The sequence below is a fragment of the Streptomyces griseomycini genome (assembly GCF_014203535.1).
GTDB lineage: Bacteria > Actinomycetota > Actinomycetes > Streptomycetales > Streptomycetaceae > Streptomyces > Streptomyces griseomycini.
This window is the reverse complement of the sequence record NZ_JACHJI010000006.1, coordinates 107,357-129,311: the sequence shown is the minus strand read 5'-3', so window position 1 is coordinate 129,311 and position 21,955 is coordinate 107,357. Positions and strand designations below refer to the sequence as shown.

23 protein-coding genes and 1 pseudogene are annotated in these 21,955 nt (G+C 75.4%); 10 read left to right on the top strand and 14 right to left on the bottom strand.

Translation table 11 applies throughout. The annotated features are described in order from the left end of the window. The first annotated feature begins 3 nt into the window (after positions 1–3). Entirely contained in the window at positions 4–579 is a 576-nt protein-coding gene (locus tag FHS37_RS18215) for a PadR family transcriptional regulator (protein WP_184822442.1), read from the top strand. A 76-nt stretch (positions 580–655) separates the two neighbouring features. On the opposite strand, the gene FHS37_RS18210 is transcribed toward FHS37_RS18215, so the two are convergent. Further along, on the bottom strand, positions 656–1,195 hold the full coding sequence (locus tag FHS37_RS18210; RefSeq protein WP_184822440.1) for a hypothetical protein: 540 nt from the start codon (positions 1,193–1,195) through the stop codon (positions 656–658). A 169-nt stretch (positions 1,196–1,364) separates the two neighbouring features. Further along, a complete protein-coding gene (locus FHS37_RS18205; protein ID WP_184822438.1) occupies positions 1,365–2,363 on the bottom strand; it encodes a fibronectin type III domain-containing protein in 999 nt (332 codons plus the stop codon). 457 nt (positions 2,364–2,820) lie between these two features. On the opposite strand from FHS37_RS18205, the gene FHS37_RS18200 reads away from it, so the two are divergent. Further along, positions 2,821–3,510 (top strand): glycoside hydrolase family 75 protein, encoded by a 690-nt coding sequence (locus FHS37_RS18200; RefSeq protein WP_184823227.1) that lies wholly within the window; start codon positions 2,821–2,823, stop codon positions 3,508–3,510. Positions 3,511–3,589: 79 nt separating this feature from the next. Here FHS37_RS18200 and FHS37_RS18195 read toward each other — a convergent pair whose 3' ends face one another. Genes FHS37_RS18195 through dhaK form a run of 3 tightly spaced genes read right to left on the bottom strand, consistent with a single transcriptional unit; the run spans position 3,590 to position 5,652 of the window. Then, positions 3,590–4,000 carry a PTS sugar transporter subunit IIA domain-containing protein gene (locus tag FHS37_RS18195; RefSeq protein ID WP_184822436.1) on the bottom strand — a complete coding sequence of 137 codons (411 nt, stop codon included), beginning with the start codon at positions 3,998–4,000 and terminating at the stop codon, positions 3,590–3,592. Continuing rightward, positions 3,993–4,610: a dihydroxyacetone kinase subunit DhaL gene (dhaL, locus tag FHS37_RS18190; protein ID WP_184822434.1), complete on the bottom strand. Its 618-nt coding sequence runs from the start codon at positions 4,608–4,610 to the stop codon at positions 3,993–3,995. The genes FHS37_RS18195 and dhaL overlap by 8 nt, the downstream gene beginning before the upstream one ends. Before the next feature lie 49 nt (positions 4,611–4,659). Further along, positions 4,660–5,652, bottom strand: coding sequence for a dihydroxyacetone kinase subunit DhaK (gene dhaK / locus FHS37_RS18185; RefSeq protein ID WP_184822432.1), 993 nt, complete (start codon positions 5,650–5,652; stop codon positions 4,660–4,662). 670 nt (positions 5,653–6,322) lie between these two features. Here dhaK and FHS37_RS18180 point away from each other — a divergent pair. Continuing rightward, positions 6,323–7,525, top strand: a complete 1,203-nt coding sequence (locus tag FHS37_RS18180; protein WP_184822430.1) for a polysaccharide pyruvyl transferase family protein — start codon at positions 6,323–6,325, stop codon at positions 7,523–7,525. Positions 7,526–7,564: 39 nt separating this feature from the next. On the opposite strand, the gene FHS37_RS18175 is transcribed toward FHS37_RS18180, so the two are convergent. After that, a complete protein-coding gene (locus tag FHS37_RS18175; protein ID WP_184822428.1) occupies positions 7,565–7,990 on the bottom strand; it encodes a DUF2267 domain-containing protein in 426 nt (141 codons plus the stop codon). Between the two features lie 418 nt (positions 7,991–8,408). Between FHS37_RS18175 and FHS37_RS18170 the strand changes: the two genes are divergently transcribed. From FHS37_RS18170 to FHS37_RS18155, 4 genes and pseudogenes are all read left to right on the top strand, one after another. Continuing rightward, positions 8,409–8,909: an AAA family ATPase gene (locus FHS37_RS18170; RefSeq protein WP_184822426.1), complete on the top strand. Its 501-nt coding sequence runs from the start codon at positions 8,409–8,411 to the stop codon at positions 8,907–8,909. Positions 8,910–8,999: 90 nt separating this feature from the next. Continuing rightward, positions 9,000–9,296 (top strand): hypothetical protein, encoded by a 297-nt coding sequence (locus FHS37_RS18165; protein ID WP_184822424.1) that lies wholly within the window; start codon positions 9,000–9,002, stop codon positions 9,294–9,296. Next, positions 9,203–9,529 (top strand): annotated as a pseudogene (locus FHS37_RS18160) (BRCT domain-containing protein); the annotation flags it as partial. The gene FHS37_RS18165 and the pseudogene FHS37_RS18160, both read left to right, overlap by 94 nt. Before the next feature lie 68 nt (positions 9,530–9,597). After that, positions 9,598–9,843 carry a hypothetical protein gene (locus FHS37_RS18155; protein WP_184822422.1) on the top strand — a complete coding sequence of 82 codons (246 nt, stop codon included), beginning with the start codon at positions 9,598–9,600 and terminating at the stop codon, positions 9,841–9,843. 43 nt (positions 9,844–9,886) lie between these two features. On the opposite strand, the gene FHS37_RS18150 is transcribed toward FHS37_RS18155, so the two are convergent. From FHS37_RS18150 to FHS37_RS18115, 8 genes are all read right to left on the bottom strand, one after another. Next, positions 9,887–11,998 carry a SpoIIE family protein phosphatase gene (locus tag FHS37_RS18150; protein ID WP_184822420.1) on the bottom strand — a complete coding sequence of 704 codons (2,112 nt, stop codon included), beginning with the start codon at positions 11,996–11,998 and terminating at the stop codon, positions 9,887–9,889. Positions 11,999–12,180: 182 nt separating this feature from the next. Continuing rightward, positions 12,181–13,455, bottom strand: coding sequence for a putative hexosyltransferase (locus FHS37_RS18145; protein ID WP_184822418.1), 1,275 nt, complete (start codon positions 13,453–13,455; stop codon positions 12,181–12,183). After that, positions 13,452–14,750 carry a bifunctional glycosyltransferase family 2/GtrA family protein gene (locus FHS37_RS18140; RefSeq protein WP_184822416.1) on the bottom strand — a complete coding sequence of 433 codons (1,299 nt, stop codon included), beginning with the start codon at positions 14,748–14,750 and terminating at the stop codon, positions 13,452–13,454. Before FHS37_RS18140 ends, FHS37_RS18145 begins: the two co-directional genes overlap by 4 nt. A 132-nt stretch (positions 14,751–14,882) precedes the next feature. Further along, entirely contained in the window at positions 14,883–15,419 is a 537-nt protein-coding gene (locus tag FHS37_RS18135; RefSeq protein ID WP_184822414.1) for a cellulase, read from the bottom strand. Positions 15,420–15,430: 11 nt separating this feature from the next. Continuing rightward, positions 15,431–15,937 (bottom strand): SigE family RNA polymerase sigma factor, encoded by a 507-nt coding sequence (locus tag FHS37_RS18130; protein ID WP_184823225.1) that lies wholly within the window; start codon positions 15,935–15,937, stop codon positions 15,431–15,433. Between the two features lie 222 nt (positions 15,938–16,159). Then, a complete protein-coding gene (locus tag FHS37_RS18125; protein ID WP_184822412.1) occupies positions 16,160–16,510 on the bottom strand; it encodes a DUF8129 domain-containing protein in 351 nt (116 codons plus the stop codon). Between the two features lie 61 nt (positions 16,511–16,571). Then, a complete protein-coding gene (locus tag FHS37_RS18120) occupies positions 16,572–16,952 on the bottom strand; it encodes a DUF6479 family protein (RefSeq protein WP_184822411.1) in 381 nt (126 codons plus the stop codon). Positions 16,953–16,989: 37 nt separating this feature from the next. Continuing rightward, entirely contained in the window at positions 16,990–17,394 is a 405-nt protein-coding gene (locus FHS37_RS18115; protein WP_184823222.1) for a ChaB family protein, read from the bottom strand. A 126-nt stretch (positions 17,395–17,520) separates the two neighbouring features. On the opposite strand from FHS37_RS18115, the gene FHS37_RS18110 reads away from it, so the two are divergent. From FHS37_RS18110 to FHS37_RS18100, 3 genes are all read left to right on the top strand, one after another. Continuing rightward, positions 17,521–17,892, top strand: a complete 372-nt coding sequence (locus tag FHS37_RS18110) for a four-helix bundle copper-binding protein (protein ID WP_184822408.1) — start codon at positions 17,521–17,523, stop codon at positions 17,890–17,892. A gap of 178 nt (positions 17,893–18,070) precedes the next feature. Continuing rightward, positions 18,071–20,326: a serine/threonine-protein kinase gene (locus FHS37_RS40530; protein WP_184822406.1), complete on the top strand. Its 2,256-nt coding sequence runs from the start codon at positions 18,071–18,073 to the stop codon at positions 20,324–20,326. A gap of 45 nt (positions 20,327–20,371) precedes the next feature. Beyond that, on the top strand, positions 20,372–21,937 hold the full coding sequence (locus tag FHS37_RS18100; protein WP_184822404.1) for a phytoene desaturase family protein: 1,566 nt from the start codon (positions 20,372–20,374) through the stop codon (positions 21,935–21,937). Positions 21,938–21,955 lie beyond the last annotated feature (18 nt).

Sequence of the window (21,955 nt, the reverse complement as noted above, 5' to 3'; positions counted from 1 at the left end):
CCCATGTCACTCCCGCACGCGATCCTCACCGCCCTGCTCGAGAAGCCGTCGTCGGGACTGGAGCTGACCCGCCGCTTCGACAAGTCGATCGGCTACTTCTGGTCCGCGACGCATCAGCAGATCTATCGCGAGCTGGGGAAACTGGAGGCCGAGGGCCTGATCCGGGCCCTCCCCGCCGAGCAGCCGGCCCGGGGGCAGAAGAAGGCCTACGAGGTCCTGCCCCCGGGCCGCGCGGAACTGGCCCGCTGGACCGGCGCGGCCCAGGACCCGAAACCCGTGCGCGACGCGCTGCTGCTGCGGCTGAGGGCGGCGGCGGTGGTCGGCACCGCGGGCCTCGAGGCCGACCTGCGGCGCCATCTGGAGCTGCACGAGCGTCAGTTGGCGGAGTACCGGGAGATCGAGCGGCGCGACTTCCCGCCCGGCAAGAACGGGCCCCAGGACCGGCTGCGGCACCTGGTGCTGCGCGCCGGCATCGACCTGGAGACCTTCTGGACCCAGTGGCTCGGCCACGCGCTGTCGGAGTTCGCGCACCTGCCGGACGCCGGGGAGGCGGAACCGTCCGGGGAGCCCCGGGCGTAGCCGCCGCACCACCCGGTGGGGCGACGCCGGCCGCCCGACCGGAGCGCGTCGGACGTGAGGGCGGCCGGCGCCGGGTCTACAGGTGGCGCGGCCTGCCGCGGCGGCGCATGTACCAGGCCGTGGCGAGCAGGCCGGTGCCGACCAGCGCGCCGCCCGCCACCAGCGTCTCCGTGCCGTAGTCCTCCGAGCCGCCGCCGATGCCGCCCATCACCCCGCGGGACGGCGAGGCCGTGGGGGAGACCGCCGACGGGCTGGGCGCGGGGGAGACGACCACGGACTGCGTGCCCGCGGGGTTGCCGTTCGAGCACATCACGATCACCGTGTACGTGCCCGGGGTGACGTCCCCCCACGCGGCGGACTGTCCCGCGGCGGTCCCCGACAGCGTCACCTGACGGCCCTGGGAGAAGCTCGTCTGGCTGCTGGTGAGCAGCGAGGCGGTGCCCCAGCCTCCGTCGACCTGCGTGCACGCACTGGTGATGACCGAGACCGTCGACCCGGTGGTGCTGACGGAGATCCCGGTGTTCGCGACGGCGGCCGGACCGGTCAGGGCCAGGGCGAGCGCGGCGGCGGCCGCCGCGGTCGGGCCGGAGCCGGACAGTGGCTTCGAAGTGCGCATGTGGACTGCCTTCCGGCGGCACGGTCGGCGGTACGTTCCTTGCGCCGCCAGAATCGGGGAACGCCCGTGCTGCCACGAGGCCAGCCAAGACGCACCCGGCCCCGCGCGCACTCCGGCCGCCGCCGGGCAGGTGACGCCCCGCGCCGTCCGGCCGACCGGAGGGCGCGGGTCAGCCCCGCGCGCCCGTCGTCACCGTGCGCTCCGCCGAGAAGCCGCCCCAGGTCCCGTCCGGCAGCATCGCCCGGATCCGGACCCGGTGGGTGACCCCCGGGTCCCGCCCCACGTAGAAGCGGTACGTCGCCCGGTCGCGCGGGGCGTCGCCGCCCTGGACGAGGGAGGTGGCCGCACGGCCGTCCAGGTGCACCTCGTACTCGGTGACCACCCCGTCCACCCGCGGCGGCACCCAGCTCAGGTCGAGGTAGTACGCCCCGTCGGACCGGTGGCTCGCGGCGCGGAAGCCGGTGGGCGCGGTGGCCCGGCCGTCCCCGCTGCCGGCCGTGGTGAGGCGGACGGCGGCACCGGCCGGGGAGAGGTTGCCGGCCGCGTCCCGGGCCCGGACGGTGAACACGTAGCGGGTGCCCGGCCGCAGCCCCGTGACCACGGCGGCCGTCTGGTTCCCGCCGACGCTGTGGATCTTCGTTCCGCCCTGGTGGACGTCGTACGACAGCACGCCCCGGTCGTCCGTCGAGGCGGACCACGACAGCTGGACCGCCCGGCTCCCGGCCGCCCGGCCGCGCAGCTCCGCCGGACGGGTGGGGGCGGAGTCGTCGGCCGCCACCGCCCCGGGGGTCGTCGCCCGGACCTCCCGGCTGCTCGGTCCGAGCCGCCCGTCCGCGTCGCGCGCCCGCACGGTGAAGACGTACGTGGTCGAGGGACGGAGCCTGGTGACATCCGCCATGTGCGCGGAGCCGGGCACTTCCCCGACCTTGGTGGCGCCCCGGTACACCTCGTACCGGCTCACCTCGGCGTCGGCCGCGGCGACCGCGTTCCACATGACGTGGACGCTGGTGGCGCTGCCGGCCTCGGCCGTGACGCCCGTCGGCGCTCCGGGCGGCCGGTCCGCCGCCGCCTCACCCGACCGGTCCCCTCCGCAGGAGGCGACCAGCAGGAACACCCCGCAGAGCGCGACAAGACGGCGCGGGGACACGGCGACGGGGACGCCTCGCACGACTCTGCCTCCCGGGGCGGCACACGGGACGGGTCCGGACCGTCGCCCGGACGGCGCCCGGACGGGGGTCCGGGCAACGGCCTGGGCAATGGTCCGGACCAATATGGCCCTGCTGGCGGGGTCACATCAAGAGGGCGGTCGTGGGCGGGTGTCCCGGCGCATTACGTATGCTGAGCGTCCGAACGGCTGAACTGCCCATGAGGGCTCGGGAGTTCAGGCCCGTGGCGCGGACCGCTGTCGTCGCAGATCCCGCGCCGGCGCGGGCGGCCGGGGGCCGGGAGCGGACACGGGCTCGGGTCCCCGGCCCTGTCGCGGCCACTGGTGCGACCGTGCCTCGTCCGGCCCTGCCGAGGTGGCGCCGCCACCGCTGCGGGATCAAATGGGGCCGAGTGACCGTCAGTGCCCCCGACGAGAGGCCCTCGTGATCGTGTCCCGAGTCCAGTCGTTCACCCTGGCCATGGCCGGTGCCGTCCTGCTCGCCCCCACGGCACTCCCCGCCGTCGCCGCGTCCCCCGCCGCCGCCGCGCCGCAGCCCCGCACCGAACCGGTCACGCGGCGCGCGGCCTCCGTCACCGCGGCCGAACTGCTGGCCGGGGTGCGCGACTGCACGCCCGTCTCCCGGGGCCTCTACCGCACGGACCACGGCTCCCGCGCCACCGTCCCGGTGTGCGGCACGCACGACGCCGTGTTCTGGAAGGCCGACATGGACATCGACTGCGACGGCCGTCCCGGCAGCCGCTGCAACGCCCGGACCGACCCGTACTTCTCCGCCGCCACGGCCTTCGCGCAGTCCGACGGCCGCCCGCTGAGCTCCGAGCGCCTGCCCTTCGTGGTGGTGCCCGCGCCCAGCGCCGTGTGGGACTACCGGGCCCACGGCGTGCGCGGAGGATCGGTCGCGGCGGTGGTGTACGGGGACCGGGTGCGGTACGGGGTCGTCGGTGACACCGGCCCCGCGGGCATCATCGGCGAGGCCTCCTACGCCATGGCCGAGACCCTCGGCATCGACCCCGACCCGCACGGCGGCGGCGCACCCTCCGGCGTCACCTACATCGTGTTCAGGGACAGCCGGGTGACCCCCATCGAGGACCACGGGGCGGCGGTGGCGGCGGGGGAGCGGCTGGCCCGGCGGTTCGTGGACGGCGGCTGAACCGGCCGACGGGGGCGGTGAAGGCGAAGCGGAGGGGGCGGGGGCCTCCGCCCCCCGGCCCCTCGCGCCCTCCGGCCCCTCACACCTTCCGGTACGTGTACGCCTCCGCGGCCGCCGCCTCCACCGCCGCCAGATCGGCTCCCGCGGCCGCCGTGACCACCGCGGCCACCGCGCCCTCCACGAACGGCGCGTCCACCAGACGGGTGTTCCCGGGCAGTTCGTCGCCCTCCGCGAGCAGCGCCTTCACCGTGAGCACCGCGCTGCCCAGGTCGGTCAGGACGGCGACGCCGGCCCCGCGGTCGACGGACGCGGCCGCCGCGGCGATCAGCTCCGCGCTCGTGCCGAGACCGCCGCCCTCGGTGCCGCCCGCCGGCGCCACCGGCACCGCGGCACCGGCGCCCGCCAGCCCCTTCGCCAGCTCCGCCACCGACGCGGCCACCGACGCGCTGTGCGACACCAGCACGATCCCCACCCGCTTCTCGTCACTCATCCCCGGCTCCCGCCTCCGCGGCGACATCGGCCAGCGCGGCGATCAGCAGCGCCGCCGACGTGGCCCCCGGATCCTGGTGTCCCATGCTCCGCTCACCGAGGTAACTGGCCCTGCCCTTGCGGGCCCGCAACGGCGTCGTGGCCACGGCGCCCTCCTCGGCGGCGGTGCGGGCCGCGGCGAACGAGTCACCGAGCGCGTCCACGGCGGGCAGCAGCGCGTCGATCATCGTCTTGTCGCCCGCCGTGGCGCCCCCGAGCTGCATCACCGCGTCCACCCCGGCGCGCAGGGCCTCGGCCAGCCGCCGCTCATCGATCTCGGCGGCGTCCCCGAGCGCCTTGCCGGTGCGCCGCAGCAGCGTCCCGTACAGCGGGCCCGAGGCGCCGCCCACGGTCGAGATGAGCAGCCGCCCGGACTGGATCAGCACCGCGCCGGGGGTGGCGGGCGGCTCCTTCTCCAGCGCGGCCCGCACCGCCGCGAACCCGCGCTGGAGGTTGCTGCCGTGGTCGGCGTCGCCGATCGGCGAGTCGAGGGCGGTGAGCCGCTGCGCCTCGCGGTCCACGGACGCGGCGGTCACCGTCATCCAACGGCGGAAGAAGTCGGCGTCGAGCACGGGATCTCCTCGTGTACTGGGTCTTCGTGAACCACTGCCCCGGCGTCCCTCACATACCCCAGCGCAGCCCCGGGGTCCGCACCGGCGCGTCCCACAGCCGCAGCAGTTCCTCGTCGATCTGGCACAGGGTGACCGAGGCGCCCGCCATGTCCAGGGACGTGACGTAGTTGCCGACGAGCACGCGGGCGACGGGCACACCGCGCTCGCCGAGCACCCGCTGCACCTCGGCGTTGAATCCGTACAGTTCCAGCAGCGGGGTCGCGCCCATGCCGTTGACCAGGACCAGGACGGGACTGCGCGGGGCGAGGTCCTCCAGGATCGCGTCGACGGCGACCTCGGCGATCTCACCGGAGGTCATCATCGGCCGCCGCTCCCGGCCGGGCTCGCCGTGGATGCCGATGCCCAACTCCAGCTCACCGGCGGGGAGGTCGAAGGTCGGGCTGCCCTTGGCGGGCGTCGTGCAGGCACTCAGCGCGACACCGAAGCTGCGGGAGTTCTCGTTCACCTGCCGGGCGACGGCCTCCACCCGCTCCAGCGGCAGGCCCTCCTCCGCCGCCGCGCCGGCGATCTTCTCCACGAACAGCGTCGCCCCCGTGCCCCGGCGCCCGGCCGTGTAGAGGCTGTCGGTCACCGCGACATCGTCATCGACCAGCACCTTCGCGACCTGGATGCCCTCGTCCTCGGCCAGTTCGGCGGCCATGTCGAAGTTGAGCACGTCACCGGTGTAGTTCTTCACGACGAACAGCACCCCGGCCCCGCTGTCCACGGCCGCCGCCGCCCGCACCATCTGGTCGGGCACGGGCGAGGTGAACACCTCACCGGGACAGGCCGCCGACAGCATCCCCGGCCCCACGAACCCGCCGTGCAGCGGCTCGTGCCCGGAGCCCCCGCCGGAGACCAGGGCCACCTTCCCGGCCACGGGCGCGTCCTTGCGCACGACCACCCGGTTCTCCACGTCCACCGTCAGTTCGGGATGGGCCGCCGCCATGCCGCGCAACGCGTCCGCTACGACGGTCTCCGGGACGTTGATGAGCATCTTCACGGGTACCTCCTGGGCTTGACAGGTGGGTCCTCGACCTGCGCTTTTGCCGGTCGAGGCAGGTGTGGACGGTTCTCGACCTCGGCGGTCCGCGGCGGTCGCGGGCGGGTTCCGACGGTACTGGTGCTGACTTCGGTGACGCGGTGCCGGGCTCCTGCGGCGAGTCGACCGCGCGCCGGCAGGAGTCCCACGGGGGCAGTATCGGCCTTGCGACCGCGGAGGTCACGTGAGGCGACGTCCGGAGAGGCCGGGGAACGGCGGTCCGGCGGAGGGCGACGATCTTCAGGTCGCCCGTCTCCGCTCCGCGGGCGAACGCCTCGTCGACGTCCGGTGTCCCGGCGAGCGGCCGGACGCCGGTGACCGGCGGCGCGGCCCGGAGGCGTCCGGACCTCATCGGGTCCACCAGCCACGGCACGGAACGCGTGTCGACCCACCGGCGGGCCGCTGATCCGGTGCTCGGCGAGCAGCCGGGCCGCCTCCTCGAACGGCGTGCCGTACTCGGCACGGACGACGTCGGCCGTCACCCTCGCGCCCCCCGGAGCCCGGGGAAACCCGTCCGGCGCAGGTCCACGCCTCGTGGAAGGATTTCCGGCACCGGGCCCGTGACGGCCCCGACCGGCGGACGCCCGCGCACCCCGCCCCGCGCACCCCGCGCTTCCCCCAGGAGATCCGCATGACCACTCGGAGCCCGCTCGTCCCGCCGGAGCCGCGTATCGGAGTGCTCGGCTCGTACGGCGGCCTGAACACGGGTGACGAGGCGATCCTCACCTGTGTCCTCACCTGCCTGCGCGCCCTCCGCCCGCAGGCGCGCCTGGTCGTCTTCAGCCGCGACGCCGGGCACACCCGCGCGCACCAGCCGCTCGCGGACGAGGTGCCGGCCTGGGAGGGCGTCCCGCACCGGACGCTGCTCGAGACCCTCTCGGGCCTGGACCTGCTGGTGCTCGGCGGGGGCGGCATCCTCTACGACGGCGAGGCGCGCCGCTATCTGCGACTGGTCAGGGCGGCGCAGCTCGGCGGCGTGCGGACCTTCGCCTTCGCGGTCGGCGCCGGGCCCCTGCGCGAGCCGGACGACCGGGAGGCGGTGCGGACGGTGCTGTCCGCCATGGACGAGGTCGTGGTGCGGGACGAGGAGACGCGGCTCGTCCTGGAGGAGGTCGGCGTCGAGCGGGACGTCACCGTCACCGCCGACCCGGCGCTGCTGCTGTCGCCGGAGCCGTTCACCGCGCAGATGATGGCCCAGGAGGGCGTCCCGGCCGACGCCCGCCTGGTGGGGATGTCGGTGCGGGAGCCGGGCCGGGCGGCGGAGCACCTGAACGAGGGCGACTACCACGCGCTGATCGCAGGCGTCGCCGACTTCCTGGTACGGCGCCTGGACGCCCACGTGGTCTTCGTGCCGATGGAACGCCAGGACGTCCGGCACGCCCACGCGGTCCTGTCCAGGATGGCGGCACCCGACCGGGGCCGGATCCTGAACGGCTCCTACAGTCCCGGACAGGTCCTCGGACTGATGCGCCACCTGGACCTGGTCGTCGGCATGCGCCTGCACTTCCTGATCTTCGCGGCGCTCTCCGGCCTGCCGGTGCTGCCCCTGCCCTACGCCGGCAAGGTGTTCGACTTCGCCCGCCGGCTGGGAGCACCGACGCTGGTCGGCGTGGCGCGCGAGCAGTCCGGGCTGCTGCTGGCGGAGCTGGACCGGCTGTGGGACGAGTTCCCGCAGCGGCGTCCGGAGCTCCTCGCGCGCGTCCGGGACCTGCGGGACCTCGCACGGGAGACCGGTGTCCGCTGCGGGGCCCTGCTCGACGGCCTCCCCGGTACGGCCGGGGAGGCCGTCGAGCGGGGGCGGGCGGGGTCGCCGTGGGTCGTGGAGGAGGCGTGACGACGCCGGAACCGGACCACGGCCGGCGTACGCGCCGGGTCAGTCCGCGTCGTCGGCGGTGCGGCGCGCGGGCATGAGTTCGCGGATGTCCGCGGGCAGCGCCCCGGCCACCTTCTCCGTCAGTTCCGGAGCGAGGGCGGCGTCCAGTACCTCCAGCACGGCGGCGGCCTCGCGTACGGCCGTGTCCTCGTCCGTCGCCGCGCGACCGGCGATCCGGCCCGCGAACACGGTCAGGTCGAATCGCTCGCCCGCGGTGCCCGGGCGGCCGTCACCGGGGGAGTCCGTCGCCTCCCGGACGGCGGTGGCCAGTGTGGGCGGCAGCTGGGCGGCCATGTGGTCCGCGAGTCCGGACGGCAGTCGCTCGGCCAGGGTCCGCAGTACGGTCCGCGTCGCCTGTTCGGCCGATCCCCGGTCCGGCAACTGAGCAAGCGCCTGTACTTTTCCGATCATCTCATCGTGCTGCATGAGGTGGGCGTCCTTCCCCGTGGTGCGTTCCGTCCGAGAAGGCCGGCGGTCGGACGACGGGCGAGTACCCGGGGTGCCGCCGCTACACCGGCAAGCCCGGTGCCGGCCCCTGGGGACCGCCTCTTCCGGTGCGGCCCGGAAGGGGGTGTCACCGGGTGGCGATCAGGCCGCCGGTGACGGCGGCGGCCGCTCCGACGGTGAGGACGCGTTCCCGCCCGTCCCCGGACCCGCTCCCCCTGCTCCCTCCACGCGGCCGCTCCGACGGGGGACCGGCCACCGGCGCACCGCCGGGCTCCCCTCCGCGCGGTGCGGGCGGAGGGGGCCGACCGGGTGACGCCGGGGCGCGCGCCGGGGCGCGACGCGGCCGGTGATCGCTCCGGCGGCCCGCCGCCACCGGACGGCGTGGCATCGTGGCCGTATGGCGACAGGAACGGACGTGGCCGTGTTCGTCGGACTGCAGGCGTCCGGCAAGTCCACCTTCTACGACCAGCGCCTGTCCGGCCGGTACGCGCTGGTCAGCAAGGACCTGTTCCCGCGGGGCGCCCGCAACAAGCAGCGGCGGCAGATGCGGCTGGTGGAGGAGCACCTGGCCGCCGGACGGCCGGTGGCCGTGGACAACACCAACCCGTCACCGCACGAGTGGGTCCCGCTGGTGGAACTGGCGCACGCCCACGGCGCCACCGCGACGGCGTACTGGTTCCCGCCGGACGTGGCCGGCTCACTGCGGCGCAACGCCGCCCGCGAGGGCCGCGACCGCGTCCCGGACGTCGGCGTCCTGGCCACGTCGAGGCAGCTCCGCGAACCCTCGGCGGAGGACGGGTTCGACGCGGTGCACGAGGTGCGGTTCGACGGCCGCGGCGGCTTCGAGGTGCGCGTCCGGGACCAGGCCGCCCCCGACCGGCACGGCACGGGAAGGTGAGGCGGCCGGGGGTGCGCGACGGCCGGGCCGCGCCTGCAGCGGCCCTCTCGCCGGGCACCCCGCCGGCGACCTCCGCCCGGGGTGTTGTCAGTGGTGGACCGGCTGGTGCGCGGGATCGCCGACTGGGAGGCGGCGCACCCCGGTCAGGTGCTTCCGGACTCCCCCACGGGGAAGGTGGCCGGCGGTGCGGTGGAGGGCGACGTGCCGCACACGGTGCCGATGCTCAGCCTCGACAACGTGTTCTCCGCGGAGGAGTTCACCGCCTGGACCGCTTCCCTGGCCCGCCGCGTCGGCCCGGCGCCACGCCGCCCCCGGCCGCCGACGCCGTTCCCGGGGACGACGGCACGGCCGCGGCGCCGACGGAGGACGGCCCGCTGGCCGGGATGACGGTGGTGGTCACCGGCGCGATGACCGGGAGCCTGGAGAAGCTCTCCCGCAACGAGGTGAACGAACTCGTCGAGAGGGCCGGCGGTCGCTCCTCCTCCAGCGTCTCCAGGAGGCCCTCCCCCGTCGTCGCGGGCGAGGGAGCCGGTTCCAAGCGCGCCGAGGCCGGACAACTCGGCGTCCGCCTCGCCACCCCGGACGAGTTCGCCGCCCTGGTCGCCGGCCTCCTCGGCTGACGCGGCCGTTTCCCGGTGTCCGCCCCGGGGAACCCGGCGGGGACCCGACGCCGAGGGAAGGGGCGGACATGACCGGCCGGAAGAACGACCGCGGGGACCGCTACGACCGGGCGCGCAGCCACGACGAGCCGGGAGCGCACTCGGGCGCGGAGAGCCAGGCGCAGGAACGGTCCGTGCCGGGCACGGCGAGCGCCGAGGAGGGGTACCGGACGCAGAGGGGCACGACGGCGGGCAAGCCCCTGGAGGGCGTCGAGACCGAGGAGCACGACCGGCGGGAGCCGGACGACGAGGGAGGGGACCCCGCCGACCGTTAGAAGGGGCCTGCCGGTCGCCCCGACGCGGCTTGCGGCCGGGCGGTCACCGGTCCGCGGTGGGGCGGACGAGGAGCAGGGCGATGTCGTCGGTGTGCTCCCAGATGCGGTGCCCGGCGTACCGGAGCATGTCGTCGGCGATGTCGTCCAGGGACTCGGCGGGCGTGCGGGCGAGGTGGCGGGCGAGGCCGGCCAGCACCTGCTCGAGGTCGGTGCCGGGGGACTCGACGAGCCCGTCGGTGTACAGGGCGAGGACCGCTCCCGGCGGCAGGGGTACGTCCAGGGTCGTGTACGAGGCGTGGGGGGCGATGCCCAGGAGCAGACCGGGATCGGGGTGGAGGATCTCGGTGCGGCCGTCGGGATGGCGCAGCAGGGGCGGGGGGTGGCCCGCGGTGGCGAGGCGGACGAGGTGCCGGGCCAGATCGAGGTGGGCGTAGAGGCAGCTGGTGAACAACTCGGGGGCGAGGTCGGCCAGGAGCCGGTTGGTGCGGGTCAGGATCTGGTCGGGGGCGGCCCCGGCGGTGGCGTGGGCGTGCACACCGGTGCGGACCTGGCCCATGAGGGCCGCCGCGGTGACGTTGTGGCCCTGGACGTCGCCGATGACGGCGGCGGCCGTGTGACGGGTCAGCCGGATGAGGTCGTAGAAGTCGCCGCCGATGTCCATGCCGTGGGTGGCGGGCAGGTAGCGGGCGGCCACTTCCAGACCGGGGACGGCGGGGAGGACGTGGGGCAGGAGGGCGGCCTGCAGACCCCGGGCGACCTGGTTCTGCCGGTCGTACGTGCGGGCGCGGTCCAGCGCCTGGGCGATCAGGCCGCTGAGGGAGGTGAGCGCGGCGCGTTCCTCCGCGCTGAAGGGATGCGGCTGGGCGTAGGCGGTCAGCCAGCAGCCCACCGGGCGGCCGGACGCGATCAGGGGGAGGAAGGCCCAGGCCGCGTTCGTCGCCGCGTCGGCGATCTCGGGGTAGCTCTCCTCCAGTTGGCGGCGGGAGGCGAAGAAGGAGGGGACGCCGTCGGTGAGGGCCCGGGTGCCGGGGGTGGGGGCGGTCAGCGGCGTGTTGTCGAACCGCTCGCGGTCGGCGCGGCTGTAGCCGTGCGAGCCGACGATCCGCAGTCTTCCCTCCTCGGCCACGAGCAGGGCCAGTGCCTGGGCGTGGTAGGCGGGGAGGATGTGGTCGGCGACCAGGTCCACCACGTCCCGCACGCCGACGGCCTCGGTCAGCGCTCCGGCCAGGTGCATCAGGTGGTAGAGGGCGCCGGCCCGGGACGGACCGGCCGCACGCGCCGGCTGCGGGACGGCATCGGCGGTACGGGTGATGTGGACGCTGATGCCGGTGGCGTCCGGGTGGAGTGCGAAGGCGAGCTGCCGGTCGGGCGGTCGCAGGGCGGTGAAGGAGGTGGACTCCTGGCTGATCAGCGCCGCCAGGTAGCGGTCCTCGGGGACGGGGTCCCGCAGCCAGGGCAGCGCCTCCCACAGCCGGGCCCCCAGCAGCCCGTCCGCCGGTACGCCCAGGAGGTCGGCGGCCTTGGAGCTGACGTAGGTGAGCCGGCCCTGCCGGTCGAGGGCGCAGGTCCCGCCGGGGAGCCGGTCGATCAGCAGGGCGGCGCCGGAATCCGCGTCATGCCCTTCCGGAACGGCGGGAGGCTGGGGCAGGCTGCGGGGCCGGGGACCGGGCAGTATCCGCTGCCCCGCCCCGTCCGCCAGGTCCAGCAGCCGGGCGAGCCGGTCGCAGGCCGCGCCGATGCGCTCCCGCTCGTGCGAGCTCAGCACGTCGGGCCGCGAACTCGGCCACAGCAGGAGCACCGCGCCCCGGACGGTCGTCCCCGTGCGGATCGGCGCGGCCGCCAGCGCCAGCGGGTAGGGCAGCACGAGAGCGGCACGCGGATAGCGGCCGGCCATGTCGGCCTCCGAGCCGACCCACATCAGCGTCCGCCGCCGGACCGCGTCGGTCACCGGGAGCGGCACCCCGATCCGCAGCCGCCCCCACAGCTCCGCGACCTCGGGCGGCACCCCCGCCGTCACCTCCAGCACCAGCACCTGCTGGTCCTCGTCGAACAGGTAGACGCTGCCCACGTGCGCACCCACCTCCCGCAGGAGGCCGCCGAAGATCTGGTCGAGCAGCTGCCGCTCGAAGTCCACCCGCTCAGTCCCGGAGTCCATCACCCACGCGCCCCGCACCCGTCGACACGCCGAGGTCCGTGAACCGTGCAATGCGTCTCATACATAGACGGTACGAAAAAAACGGACCCGTGGTGTCGGTGGCGTTGCCTCACGCCGGCGCGTTCACCGCTGCCGCGAAGAGGCGGGGCGGGCGCGAACGCCGCCGCCGCGCGTCCCGCGGCCTACGGCACGCCGAGTTCGAACAGGACGTATCCCGCGTACGACCCGGAGGCCAGGGCCGCCGTGCCCAGCACCGTGGCCAGCGAGGGCCACCTCAGGCGGCGCATGGCCAGGGCGAGCGGGATGAACAGCGGGAAGAGGGGCAGCAGGTAGCGGGAGACGTTGCCGAAGATCTGCTGGGTGGTCATCACCATCAGGTAGGACAGCACCGTGTAGACGACCAGCACGGCCGGCGGGCGCAGCCGCGCCAGCAGCACCGTCAGCACCGGCACCGTCAGCGCCACCCCGACCCCGATGATGTCCTCGAAGGGCATCGCGAAGAGGTAGTCGTTGTGGCCCACGGGGACGGAGGTGAGCACGTCGAGGGTGTGCCGGCCGTAGTCGAACTTGTGGGCCCACGCGCCGTCCTGGAGCTTGCTGTAACCGCTCCAGTCACCCATGCGCCAACCGACCCAGCCCAGGTAGCCGAACACGCCCAGCGGCGCGATCGCCACCGCGACCAGGGGACGGCGCATGCCCTCCTGACGCCGCCACACCGCGAGCAGCCCGGCGACGGCGAGGGCGGCGACCAGGGTGACCGCGGTGGGCCGGGCGAGCCCGGCGGTGAAGGTCAGCACTCCGGCGGTGAGCCAGCGGCGGGTCATCACGGCGTAGCAGGCCCAGGCGGCCAGCGCCGTGTACACGGACTCCGAGTACACCGCCCACTCCGCTCCGGAACCGGGCCACACCGCCCACAGCCCGACGGCGATCAGACCGGCCCTGCGGCCGCCCAGCCGGGCCGTGACGGCGTGTATCCCGAGCGCCGCGACGAACGAGGAGAGGACCGAGACGGTCATGCCGGCGCCGTACGGGCCGAGGCCGGTGACCTCCGAGACCATGCGCATCAGTGCCGGGTAGAGCGGGAAGAACGCCGCCGAGTTGCCCTCGAGGGTGATCAGGCCGGTGGCGCCGGGTATCGGCTCCAGCGCGGGGTCGTAGCCGTGCAGGGCGATCTGCTGGTACCACCAGCCGTCCCAGCTGCCCAGCACGTCCCAGGTGTGGGCGCCGCCGCCGAAGCGCGGATGCTTCTCGCGGAAGTCGCCGGCCGAGTCCAGCAGGTACATGAAGACGGCGAAGCCCACGAGCTTCAGCACACCGTAGGTCGCGAGGACGGGTCCGTGGCGCACGGCGGCGCGGCGCAGCCGCTCCCGCGGGCCCGGAGCCGTGGGAGGGGAGACGTCGGGCCGGGCCTCGGAGGACGGGGCCGGGACGGCCGGGCTGGTCCGGGCGGTGGTCATGAGGCGGAGGATCCTGTCGTACGGCGGGAGCGGTGGCCGGGGAACACCCAGGCCCGCAGGAGGAGGAAGCGCAGCAGGGTCGCGGCGAGGTTGGCGAGGACCAGCGTCAGCAGCTCCACGCGCGGGCCGGCGCCGGGCGCGGTGTGGTGCAGGACGGTCAGGGACCCGCTGGTGAGGGCGAGCCCGACCAGGAAGGCCGCCAGGCCCTTGACCTGATGCCGGATCATCCCGCCGCGGCCCCGCACCCCGAAGGTGAGCCGCCGGTTCGCGGCGGTGTTGGCGACGGCGCTGGCCAGCAGGGCGAGCGCGTTGGCGGCCTGGGCGCCCGCCGTGGGCCGGAGCACGGTGTAGAGCAGCAGGTAGAACAGCGTGCTGGCCACGCCGACGGCGGCGAAGCGGAGCAACTGGGGGACCAGGCCGGGCGGCAGTTCGGGATCCTGGCCCGGCCCGCCGGTGCGGCGCAGCGCCGCCAGCGGCAGCCGGCCGTCGGCCAGGGCGCGGCCCAGCCGGGCCGTGCCGCGCAGGTCCGCCAGCGCCGTCGCCAGGATGTCGACCCGGCTGTCGGGGTCGTCCACCCAGTCCACGGGCACCTCGTGGATGCGCAGGCCGGCCCGCTCGGCTATCACCAGCAGCTCCGTGTCGAAGAACCACTCCCGGTCCTCGACCAGGGGCAGCAACCGCTCGGCGACGTCCCGCCGCACCGCCTTGAAGCCGCACTGCGCGTCGGAGAAGCCCACGGCGAGGGTGGAGCGCAGCAGGCCGTTGTAGCAGCGCGAGATGATCTCCCGCTTCGGCCCGCGCACGACCCGGGCGCCGCGGGCCAGCCGGGTGCCGATCGCGATGTCCGAGTGCCCGGAGATCAGCGGGGCGACCAGGGGCAGCAGGGCCGCGAGGTCGGTGGACAGGTCCACGTCCAGGTAGGCCAGCACCGGGGCCGACGACTGCGACCAGGCGGTGTGCAGGGCCCGGCCGCGTCCCTTCTCGTCCAGCCGGATCCAGTCCGTCCCCGGCAGCTCCCGCGCCAGGCGGGCGGCGATCCGCGGGGTGCGGTCGGTGCTGGCGTTGTCGGCGATGGTGATCCGGAACGGGTACGGGAACGTTTCGCCGAGGTGCGCGTGGAGCCGGCGGACGCACGGCTCCAGGTCGGTCTCCTCGTTGTGCACGGGGACGACCACGTCCAGGACGGGCTCCGGGTGGCGGGCGGGCAGCGGTGTGCGGCGCGGCAGGGCCACCGGGTCCGCGGACGCTGCGGGGGCGGGGCGGCCGATCGGCGTGGACCGCCTGGCGGTTCTCATGACGGGTACGCGGTCTCTTTCCGGCGGACGGCACGGTGGGGCCCGAAGAGGCATGCCGAGGTCGCCCGAGTCGGTGGTCGGGTGGACGACCCGGGGCCGAGGGGCCCGCGGGCGGAGGCGGCGGTGCGGTCGCTAACCGCTGCCGGCCGACTCGTGGCCGGCCGGGACGGAGGGCTCCCCGGAGGGCTCCGACGACGACGGAGGCGGAGACGTCGGCGGTGGGGGGACGGGAGGTGTGGAGGTCGGTGCCGCCCGCTCGCCCTCGGCGGTCGCGGCGGGCGGCGGGGCGAAGGTCGGCGTGCTGTCGCCGGCCGGGACCGTGGTGCCGGCGTCCGCGGTCGCGGGCGGGCTCGTGGCCGGCCGGGACGTGCTCGCGGTGGCGCCCGGGACCGATGCGGTGGGCGTCGGGCCGACGGCCGGAGGCGGTGTCGGACTGGTCGCCGGCAGGGGCCGGTCGTCGGTGGGCCCTGACCCCGCCCAGGGCAGCAGGGCGAGCCCGACGCTGAGCCCGGTCACGGCGAGGGCGGAGCCGCCGGCCCGCCACAGCATCCGGGACCGGCGACGGGCCCGGATGCCCTCGTACAGGCGTTGCCGCTGCTCGGGCGGGAAGGAGGCCTGCTGCCGGGTGTCGCGCATCATGCGGGTCAGCTCCCGCTCGAAGTCGTCCATCGCTTCTCCCCTCACCCCACGGGCCTGACGGTGTCGGACAGGAGCTGCCGCAGTCGCGCCACCCCGCGTGACGCGTGGGACCGGGCGGTGCCCACCGGACAGCCGAGGGCATGCGCCACCTGGGCCTCGGGCAGGTCCTCGTAGTAGCGCAGCACCACCGCGGCCCGCTGCCGGGGGGACAGCAGGGCCAGCGCGGCCTCCAGGCGCGAGCGTTCGGCCACGGTCGCGGACACGTCGCCCGGCTCGGGACGGTCGGGCAGCTCACCCACCGGGCGCTCGCCCCACCAGCGCCGCCGGGCGGAGCGGGCCGCCATCCGCACGAGCACCTTGCGGACGTACGCCTCCGGAGCCTGCTCGGCGACCTTCGGCCAGGCGAACCACAGCTTCACGAGGGCCTCCTGGAGCAGGTCCTCGGCCCGCTGGCGGTCGCCGCCGGTGAGCAGACGCGCGACATGGAGCAGCGCCGACCAGCGGGCAGCCACGAACTCGTCGAAGCCGTCTGCCCGAAACCGCTCCATCCCCACCGCCCCGTATCCGAACACGCCCTTACACCTCAGACAAAGACTCATGACCCCGCGAAACGATGCACCGAACCCCTGTGATCCACCTCACCCCGGGCGTGCGGGAAGGGGGTGGGCGCACGACGAAGGGCGGGCCGCGCGCCCCCGACCGCGTGAGAACGGTCGGGGGCGCGCGACCCGCCCCGGGACGACCCGGAAGTGGTTCCGGGTGCCGTGGTGCTAAGTGCGGTCGCCCTTCGGCTTGCCGAACCGGTCCGGAGTGCCGTGCGGCGGCGGGCTGAACGGCTGCGGCGAAGTAGCGGGCGACACCGGGGAACCCGTGCGGCCCGCTCCCTGCTCGGGGCGCGGCGCGCCCGGATCGCCGGACGTCGGCTCGGCCCCCGCGCGCAGCCGCTCCAGCCGGGCCGTCAGCAGCTCGGTCACCGGGAACCGGTCGGCGTGCGAGCGCTCGTGGACCAGGATCTCCTCGACCTCGCCCGCGGACAGCGAACGGATCCGGCTCTCCGGGCCGCCGATGGGCAGATGGTCGTAACCGGGCAGCGGCAGGGTGTTCCGGGCGGGGTCCGTCACGGTCCTCACTTCCCTGTGCACGACGTGGCGGGGCGCGACGGCGGCCGGGCCGCGCGGACGGTCAGCGGCCGCCCGGACCGCCGCTGCCGAACCCCCCGCTGCTGCCCCCGTCCCAGCGGGGCCGCTCCTGCGGCGCGCCGGTGCGGGTGCCGGAGTTGCCGAAACCGTCCATCTCGTGCGGCGTCAGGCGCTCGTCGCTCCTGGGCACCCCGTCGGGTTCCCGGTGCTCCCGGACCTCGCGGACCGGTCCGTCCCCGGGCGTCCGGGGCTGCTCCTCGGGGCGGGGCCTGCGGACCCGGCTGCGCGCGACCCGGCGGCTGCCGAAGGCGAACGCGCCGATCAGCAGGGCGACGACGACCACGGCCGCCACCACGAGCCCGGCGCCCAGGGCACCGCGGCCCGCGGCGAGGTCGGCCGTCTGCATCCATGAGGTGTTCGTCATGGCTCGCGAGTACCCCCGGTCCTCCCGGTGAACCGGCTCACTGCGACCGCGACGCGCGCGTCCGGGAGCGGTTCGCCTTGCGGACCGCGTCGAGCAGTTCCGCCTTCGACATCCGCGACCGTCCCTCGACGCCGAGGCGCCGGGCGACGTCGTACAGGTGCTGCTTCGACGCCCGCTCGTCCACGCCCTCCCCGCTGCGGCCGCCCTGCTCCCGGGGCCGGGCCGAGCGCGGGTCCGACGGTCCCCTGCGGCCGCCCTCCTTGCGCTCCCAGTGGTCCCCGACCTTCTCGTGGGTGTGCTTCAGCGCCCCGTAGGCCACGCGGTGCGCCCGCTCGCCCTCGCCGTACTGCTCCACGGCCGAGTCGTGCGCCTTGATCCAGGTGTGCTGGGCGTCCTCGGAGGAGCGCTCCAGGGTCGAGGGGAGTTCCTGCCGTCCGGGCACCTGTCCCACCTCCGTGCCTCCTCGGGTCCGAGCGCCGCCCGAGTGCCCGGCGGCGGGTCCGGAAAACCGTGCGGAACCCTTGGGAACACCGGGTTTGACCGCAACGGCCGGGGCTACCCGCGCAGTGTGACGACGACATCCCAGGAGGAGCTGTTCCGGTTCCTGGAGGACCGTTTCGCGTGCGCCCAGGCGTGCACCGAGTGCGCGCGTGCCTGTGCGACGCGGGCGAGTCTCGTGGACCCGGACGGCGCCGAGAACCAGGAACTCGTACGACGTAAGGGCATCATGTGCGCGGAGGTGTGCGACGCGACCTGCCGCGTGCTGTCCGAGCAGAACCAGGTGGACGAGGAGACCATCCGGGTCCAGGTGGAGTGGTGCCGGCAGGTGTGCCTGGAGAGCGCGCAGGTGTTCGACGCGCATCCCGGGGCGGAGCGCACGGCGGAGGCCTGCCGGGCCTGCGCGCGGGCCTGCACGGATTTCCTCACCACCCTGAACTGAGCGGCCCGGGCGATCCGGACCGCACGCCCCGCCCGGGGACGCCCGCCGGGCCGGGGAGGCCGTCGGTGCGCCGGACGGGGCACGGCCGCCCGGCGCGGTACAAACTCGGGCGAGATGTCGCCATACTGGACGAGCCAGGGGAGGGCGCGGCGGACAGCGACGGGGGCGGGCGCAGGAGATGGGGGACAGCAGGCTCATCCACGGCCGGTACCGGCTGCTCGACGAGATCGGGCGCGGGGGCATGGGGGAGGTCTGGCGGGCACGGGACGAGTCACTGGGGCGGCAGGTCGCCGTCAAGTGCCTCAAACCGCTCGGCCCGCACCACGACCAGTCGTTCAGCCGCGTGCTGCGCGAACGGTTCCGCCGCGAGGCCCGGGTGGCCGCGGCCCTCCAGCACCGCGGGATCACCGTCGTGCACGACTTCGGGGAGTCCGAGGGCGTGCTCTACCTGGTGATGGAACTGCTCCAGGGCCGCAACCTCAGCCAGCTGCTGGAGGACAACAAGCAGCACCCGCTGCCGGTCGACGAGGTGGTGGACATCGCCGAGCAGGTCGCCGCCGCCCTCGCCTACACCCACGACCAGGGCATCGTGCACCGGGACCTGAAGCCCGCCAACATCGTGCGGCTGGACGACGGCACGGTGAAGATCTGCGACTTCGGCATCGCCCGCCTCGGCCACGACATCGGCTTCACCTCCCGGCTCACCGGCACCGGCATCGCGATGGGCACCCCGCACTACATGTCACCGGAGCAGATCAGCGGCTCGCAGGTCGACCGGCGCAGCGACCTGTACTCCTTCGGATGCGTGCTGTACGAGATCGCCACCGGGGTCCCGCCGTTCGACCTCGACGACGCCTGGGCGGTCCTCGTCGGCCACCGCGACACCCCGCCCCGCCCGCCGCGCGGTCACCGCGCCGAACTGCCCGAGCACCTGGAGCGCGTCATCCTGGACCTGCTGGCCAAGGACCCCGACGGGCGCCCGGACAGCGCCCGCGAGCTGGCCCGCCGTCTCGCCGCGCTGAGGACCGGGCCGCCGCCCGTCCCGGCCGCGGCGGCGGCCCGGCGGGAGCCCGGGGCGGTCCGGGACGCGGTCGGGCCCGTGCCCGCCGCCCGGCCCGCACCGGTGGGGCGGGCGGCCCGGCTGCCGTCCTGGACCCGCTCCATGACCACCGGGCACAAGGCGGTCGGCGCCGGACCGCGCAGAACGCCCCCGGACCCCGCGGCCGGCCTGTCCGGCGAGTGGATCGCACGTCCCGCGACCGGCCGCGACGGGGAACCCGTACCGGACGAACGGCCCGCCCCGCCGGACCGGGCGCTGACCGCCCTGGCCGGACGGCACAACGCGGGCCTGAGCCTGGGCCGGCTGGGCCGCTGGACGGAGGCGGGCGAGGTGCACCGCGCGGTCGCCGCCGAGCGCGAGCACCTGCTCGGCCCCGACCACCCCGACACGCTCGCCAGCCGCTACGAGGTCGCCTTCGCCCTCAGCCGCACCGGCCGCGCCGCCGACGCGCTGCGCGTCTACAAGCAGGTGGCCGAGGCCCGTATCCGCGCGCTGGGCGCCGACCACCCGGACACCCTCGCCGCCCGCCAGGAGATGGCCTACGTCCTCGCCCAGACGGGCCGCCCCTTCGACGCCCACCAGGTCTACCTGTCGGTGCTCGCCGACCGCGAGCGCACCGTGGGGCCCGACCACCCCGACACCCTGCGCTGCCGCCACAACCTCGCCTTCAACCTCGGCAGGCTCGGGCGGCTGGAGGACTCGTACGGCATGGCGTGCGAGGTGGCCGCCGCCCGCGCCCGGGTGCTCGGTCCCGAACACCCGGACACCCTCGTCACCCGCTACGACATCGCCTACACCCTGGGCCTGCTGGGCCGCTGGGCGGAGGCCCTGGAGACCTACCGCGAGGTCGCCGGGGCCCGTGCGAGAGCCCTCGGTCCCGACCACGCCGACACCCTCGCCGCCCGCTACGGGATCGGCATCGGCCTGGGCCGGCTCGGCCGCACCGAGCAGGCCCTCGAGCTCTACCGGGGCCTGGTCGAGGACCGCACCCGCGTCCAGGGGCCCGACCACCCCGAGACCCTGCGCGCCCGGCACGGCCTCGGCGTCAACCTGGGCCGGCTCGGCCGCTGGGCGGAGGCCCTCGCCGAGGCCCGTGACGTGTGCGCCCTGCGCGAGCGCGTCCTCGGCGCCGACCATCCGGACACCCTGGTCAGCCGTCGCGAGGTCGCCGTCGGCCTGGGCTGGCTGGGCCACTGGGCGGACGCGCTGACCGAGTACCGGAGGGTCGCCGAGACCCGCGAACGCCTCCTCGGCGCGGACCACGCCGACACCCTCGCCGCCCGCGACGACGAGGCCCACTGCCTGGAGCGGCTGGGCCGCGGCGCCGAGGCCGTCGAGCTGCACCGCCGCGTGGCGGCCCTGCGCCGGCCGTAGGGGAGTCCTCTGGCCGGTCCGGATCACCGCGTGCTACGAAGGACCATGACCGCATCCGAGGCATCCCGGACGTACGACGCCGTCATCGTCGGCGGAGGCCACAACGGTCTCGTCGCCGCCGCCTACCTCGCCCGGGCCGGGCGCTCGGTGCTGGTGCTGGAGCGGCTGGACCACACCGGCGGAGCGGCGGTGTCCGCCCGGCCCTTCCCCGGCGTCGACGCCCGGCTGTCCCGCTACTCGTACCTGGTCAGCCTGCTGCCCGGTAAGATCGTCCGCGACCTCGGGCTCGACGTCCGGCTGCGCGCCCGGACCATCTCCTCGTACACCCCCGCCGAACGCGGCGGACGGCCCACCGGCCTGCTCGTCGGCGGCGGCGAGCGGCGCACCCGCGAGGCGTTCGCCCGGCTCACCGGCTCCGAGAGCGAGTACCGGGCCTGGCGGCGCTTCCACGACATGACCGGCCGGGTCGCCCGGCGCGTCTTCCCGACCCTCACCGAGCCGCTGCCCACGCGCGAGGACCTGCGCCGCGCCGTCGGCGACGAGGAGGCCTGGCGGGCCCTCTTCGAGGAGCCGATCGGCGTCGCCGTCGAGGAGCACTTCGCCGACGACCTGGTGCGCGGCCTCGTCCTCACCGACGCCCTCATCGGCACCTTCGCCGACGCCCACGATCCCTCGCTCAAGCAGAACCGCTGCTTCCTCTACCACGTCATCGGCGGCGGCACCGGCGCCTGGGACGTACCGGTCGGCGGCATGGGCGCCCTCACCGACGCGCTGGCCGACGCCGCGCGCGCGGCCGGCGCGGTCATCGCCACCGGCCACGAGGCGATCCGCGTCGACACCGACGGCCGCACGGCCGAGGTCACCCACCGCACGGCCGACGGCGAGGGCGTCGCCGCCGCGCGGCACGTCCTGGTGAACGCCTCCCCGCGGGAACTGGCGGCCCTTCTCGGCGACCCGCCCCCGCCGCCCGCCGAGGGAGCCCAGCTCAAGGTGAACATGCTGCTCACCCGGCTGCCGAGACTGCGCGACACCTCCGTCGACCCGCGCGAGGCGTTCGCCGGGACCTTCCACATCGCCGAGGGGTACGGGCAACTGGCCGCCGCCTACGCCCGGGCCGCCGCCGGCGAACTGCCCGCCGAGCCGCCCTCCGAGATCTACTGCCACTCGCTCACCGACCCCACGATCCTCGGCCCGGACCTGGCCGCACGGGGCTACCAGACGCTCACCCTGTTCGGCCTGCACGCCCCGGCGCGGCTGTTCGAACGGGACAACGACGCCGTGCGCGAGGAACTGCTGACGTCGACGCTGGCCCGGCTCGACGCCCATCTGACCGAACCGCTCGCCGACTGCCTGGCCACCGACGCCGACGGACGCCCCTGCCTGGAGGCCAGGTCCCCGCTGGACCTGGAACGCGACCTCGGGCTGCCCGGCGGCCACATCTTCCACCGCGACCTGTCCTGGCCCCACGCCCAGGACGGCACCGGCCGCTGGGGCGTGGAGACCCGGCACGCAGGCGTCCTGCTGTGCGGCGCGGGCGCGGTGCGCGGCGGCGGGGTGAGCGGAGTGCCGGGACACAACGCGGCGATGGCGGTGCTGGAGGCGGGCGACTGACGCCGGAGGCCGCCGGGG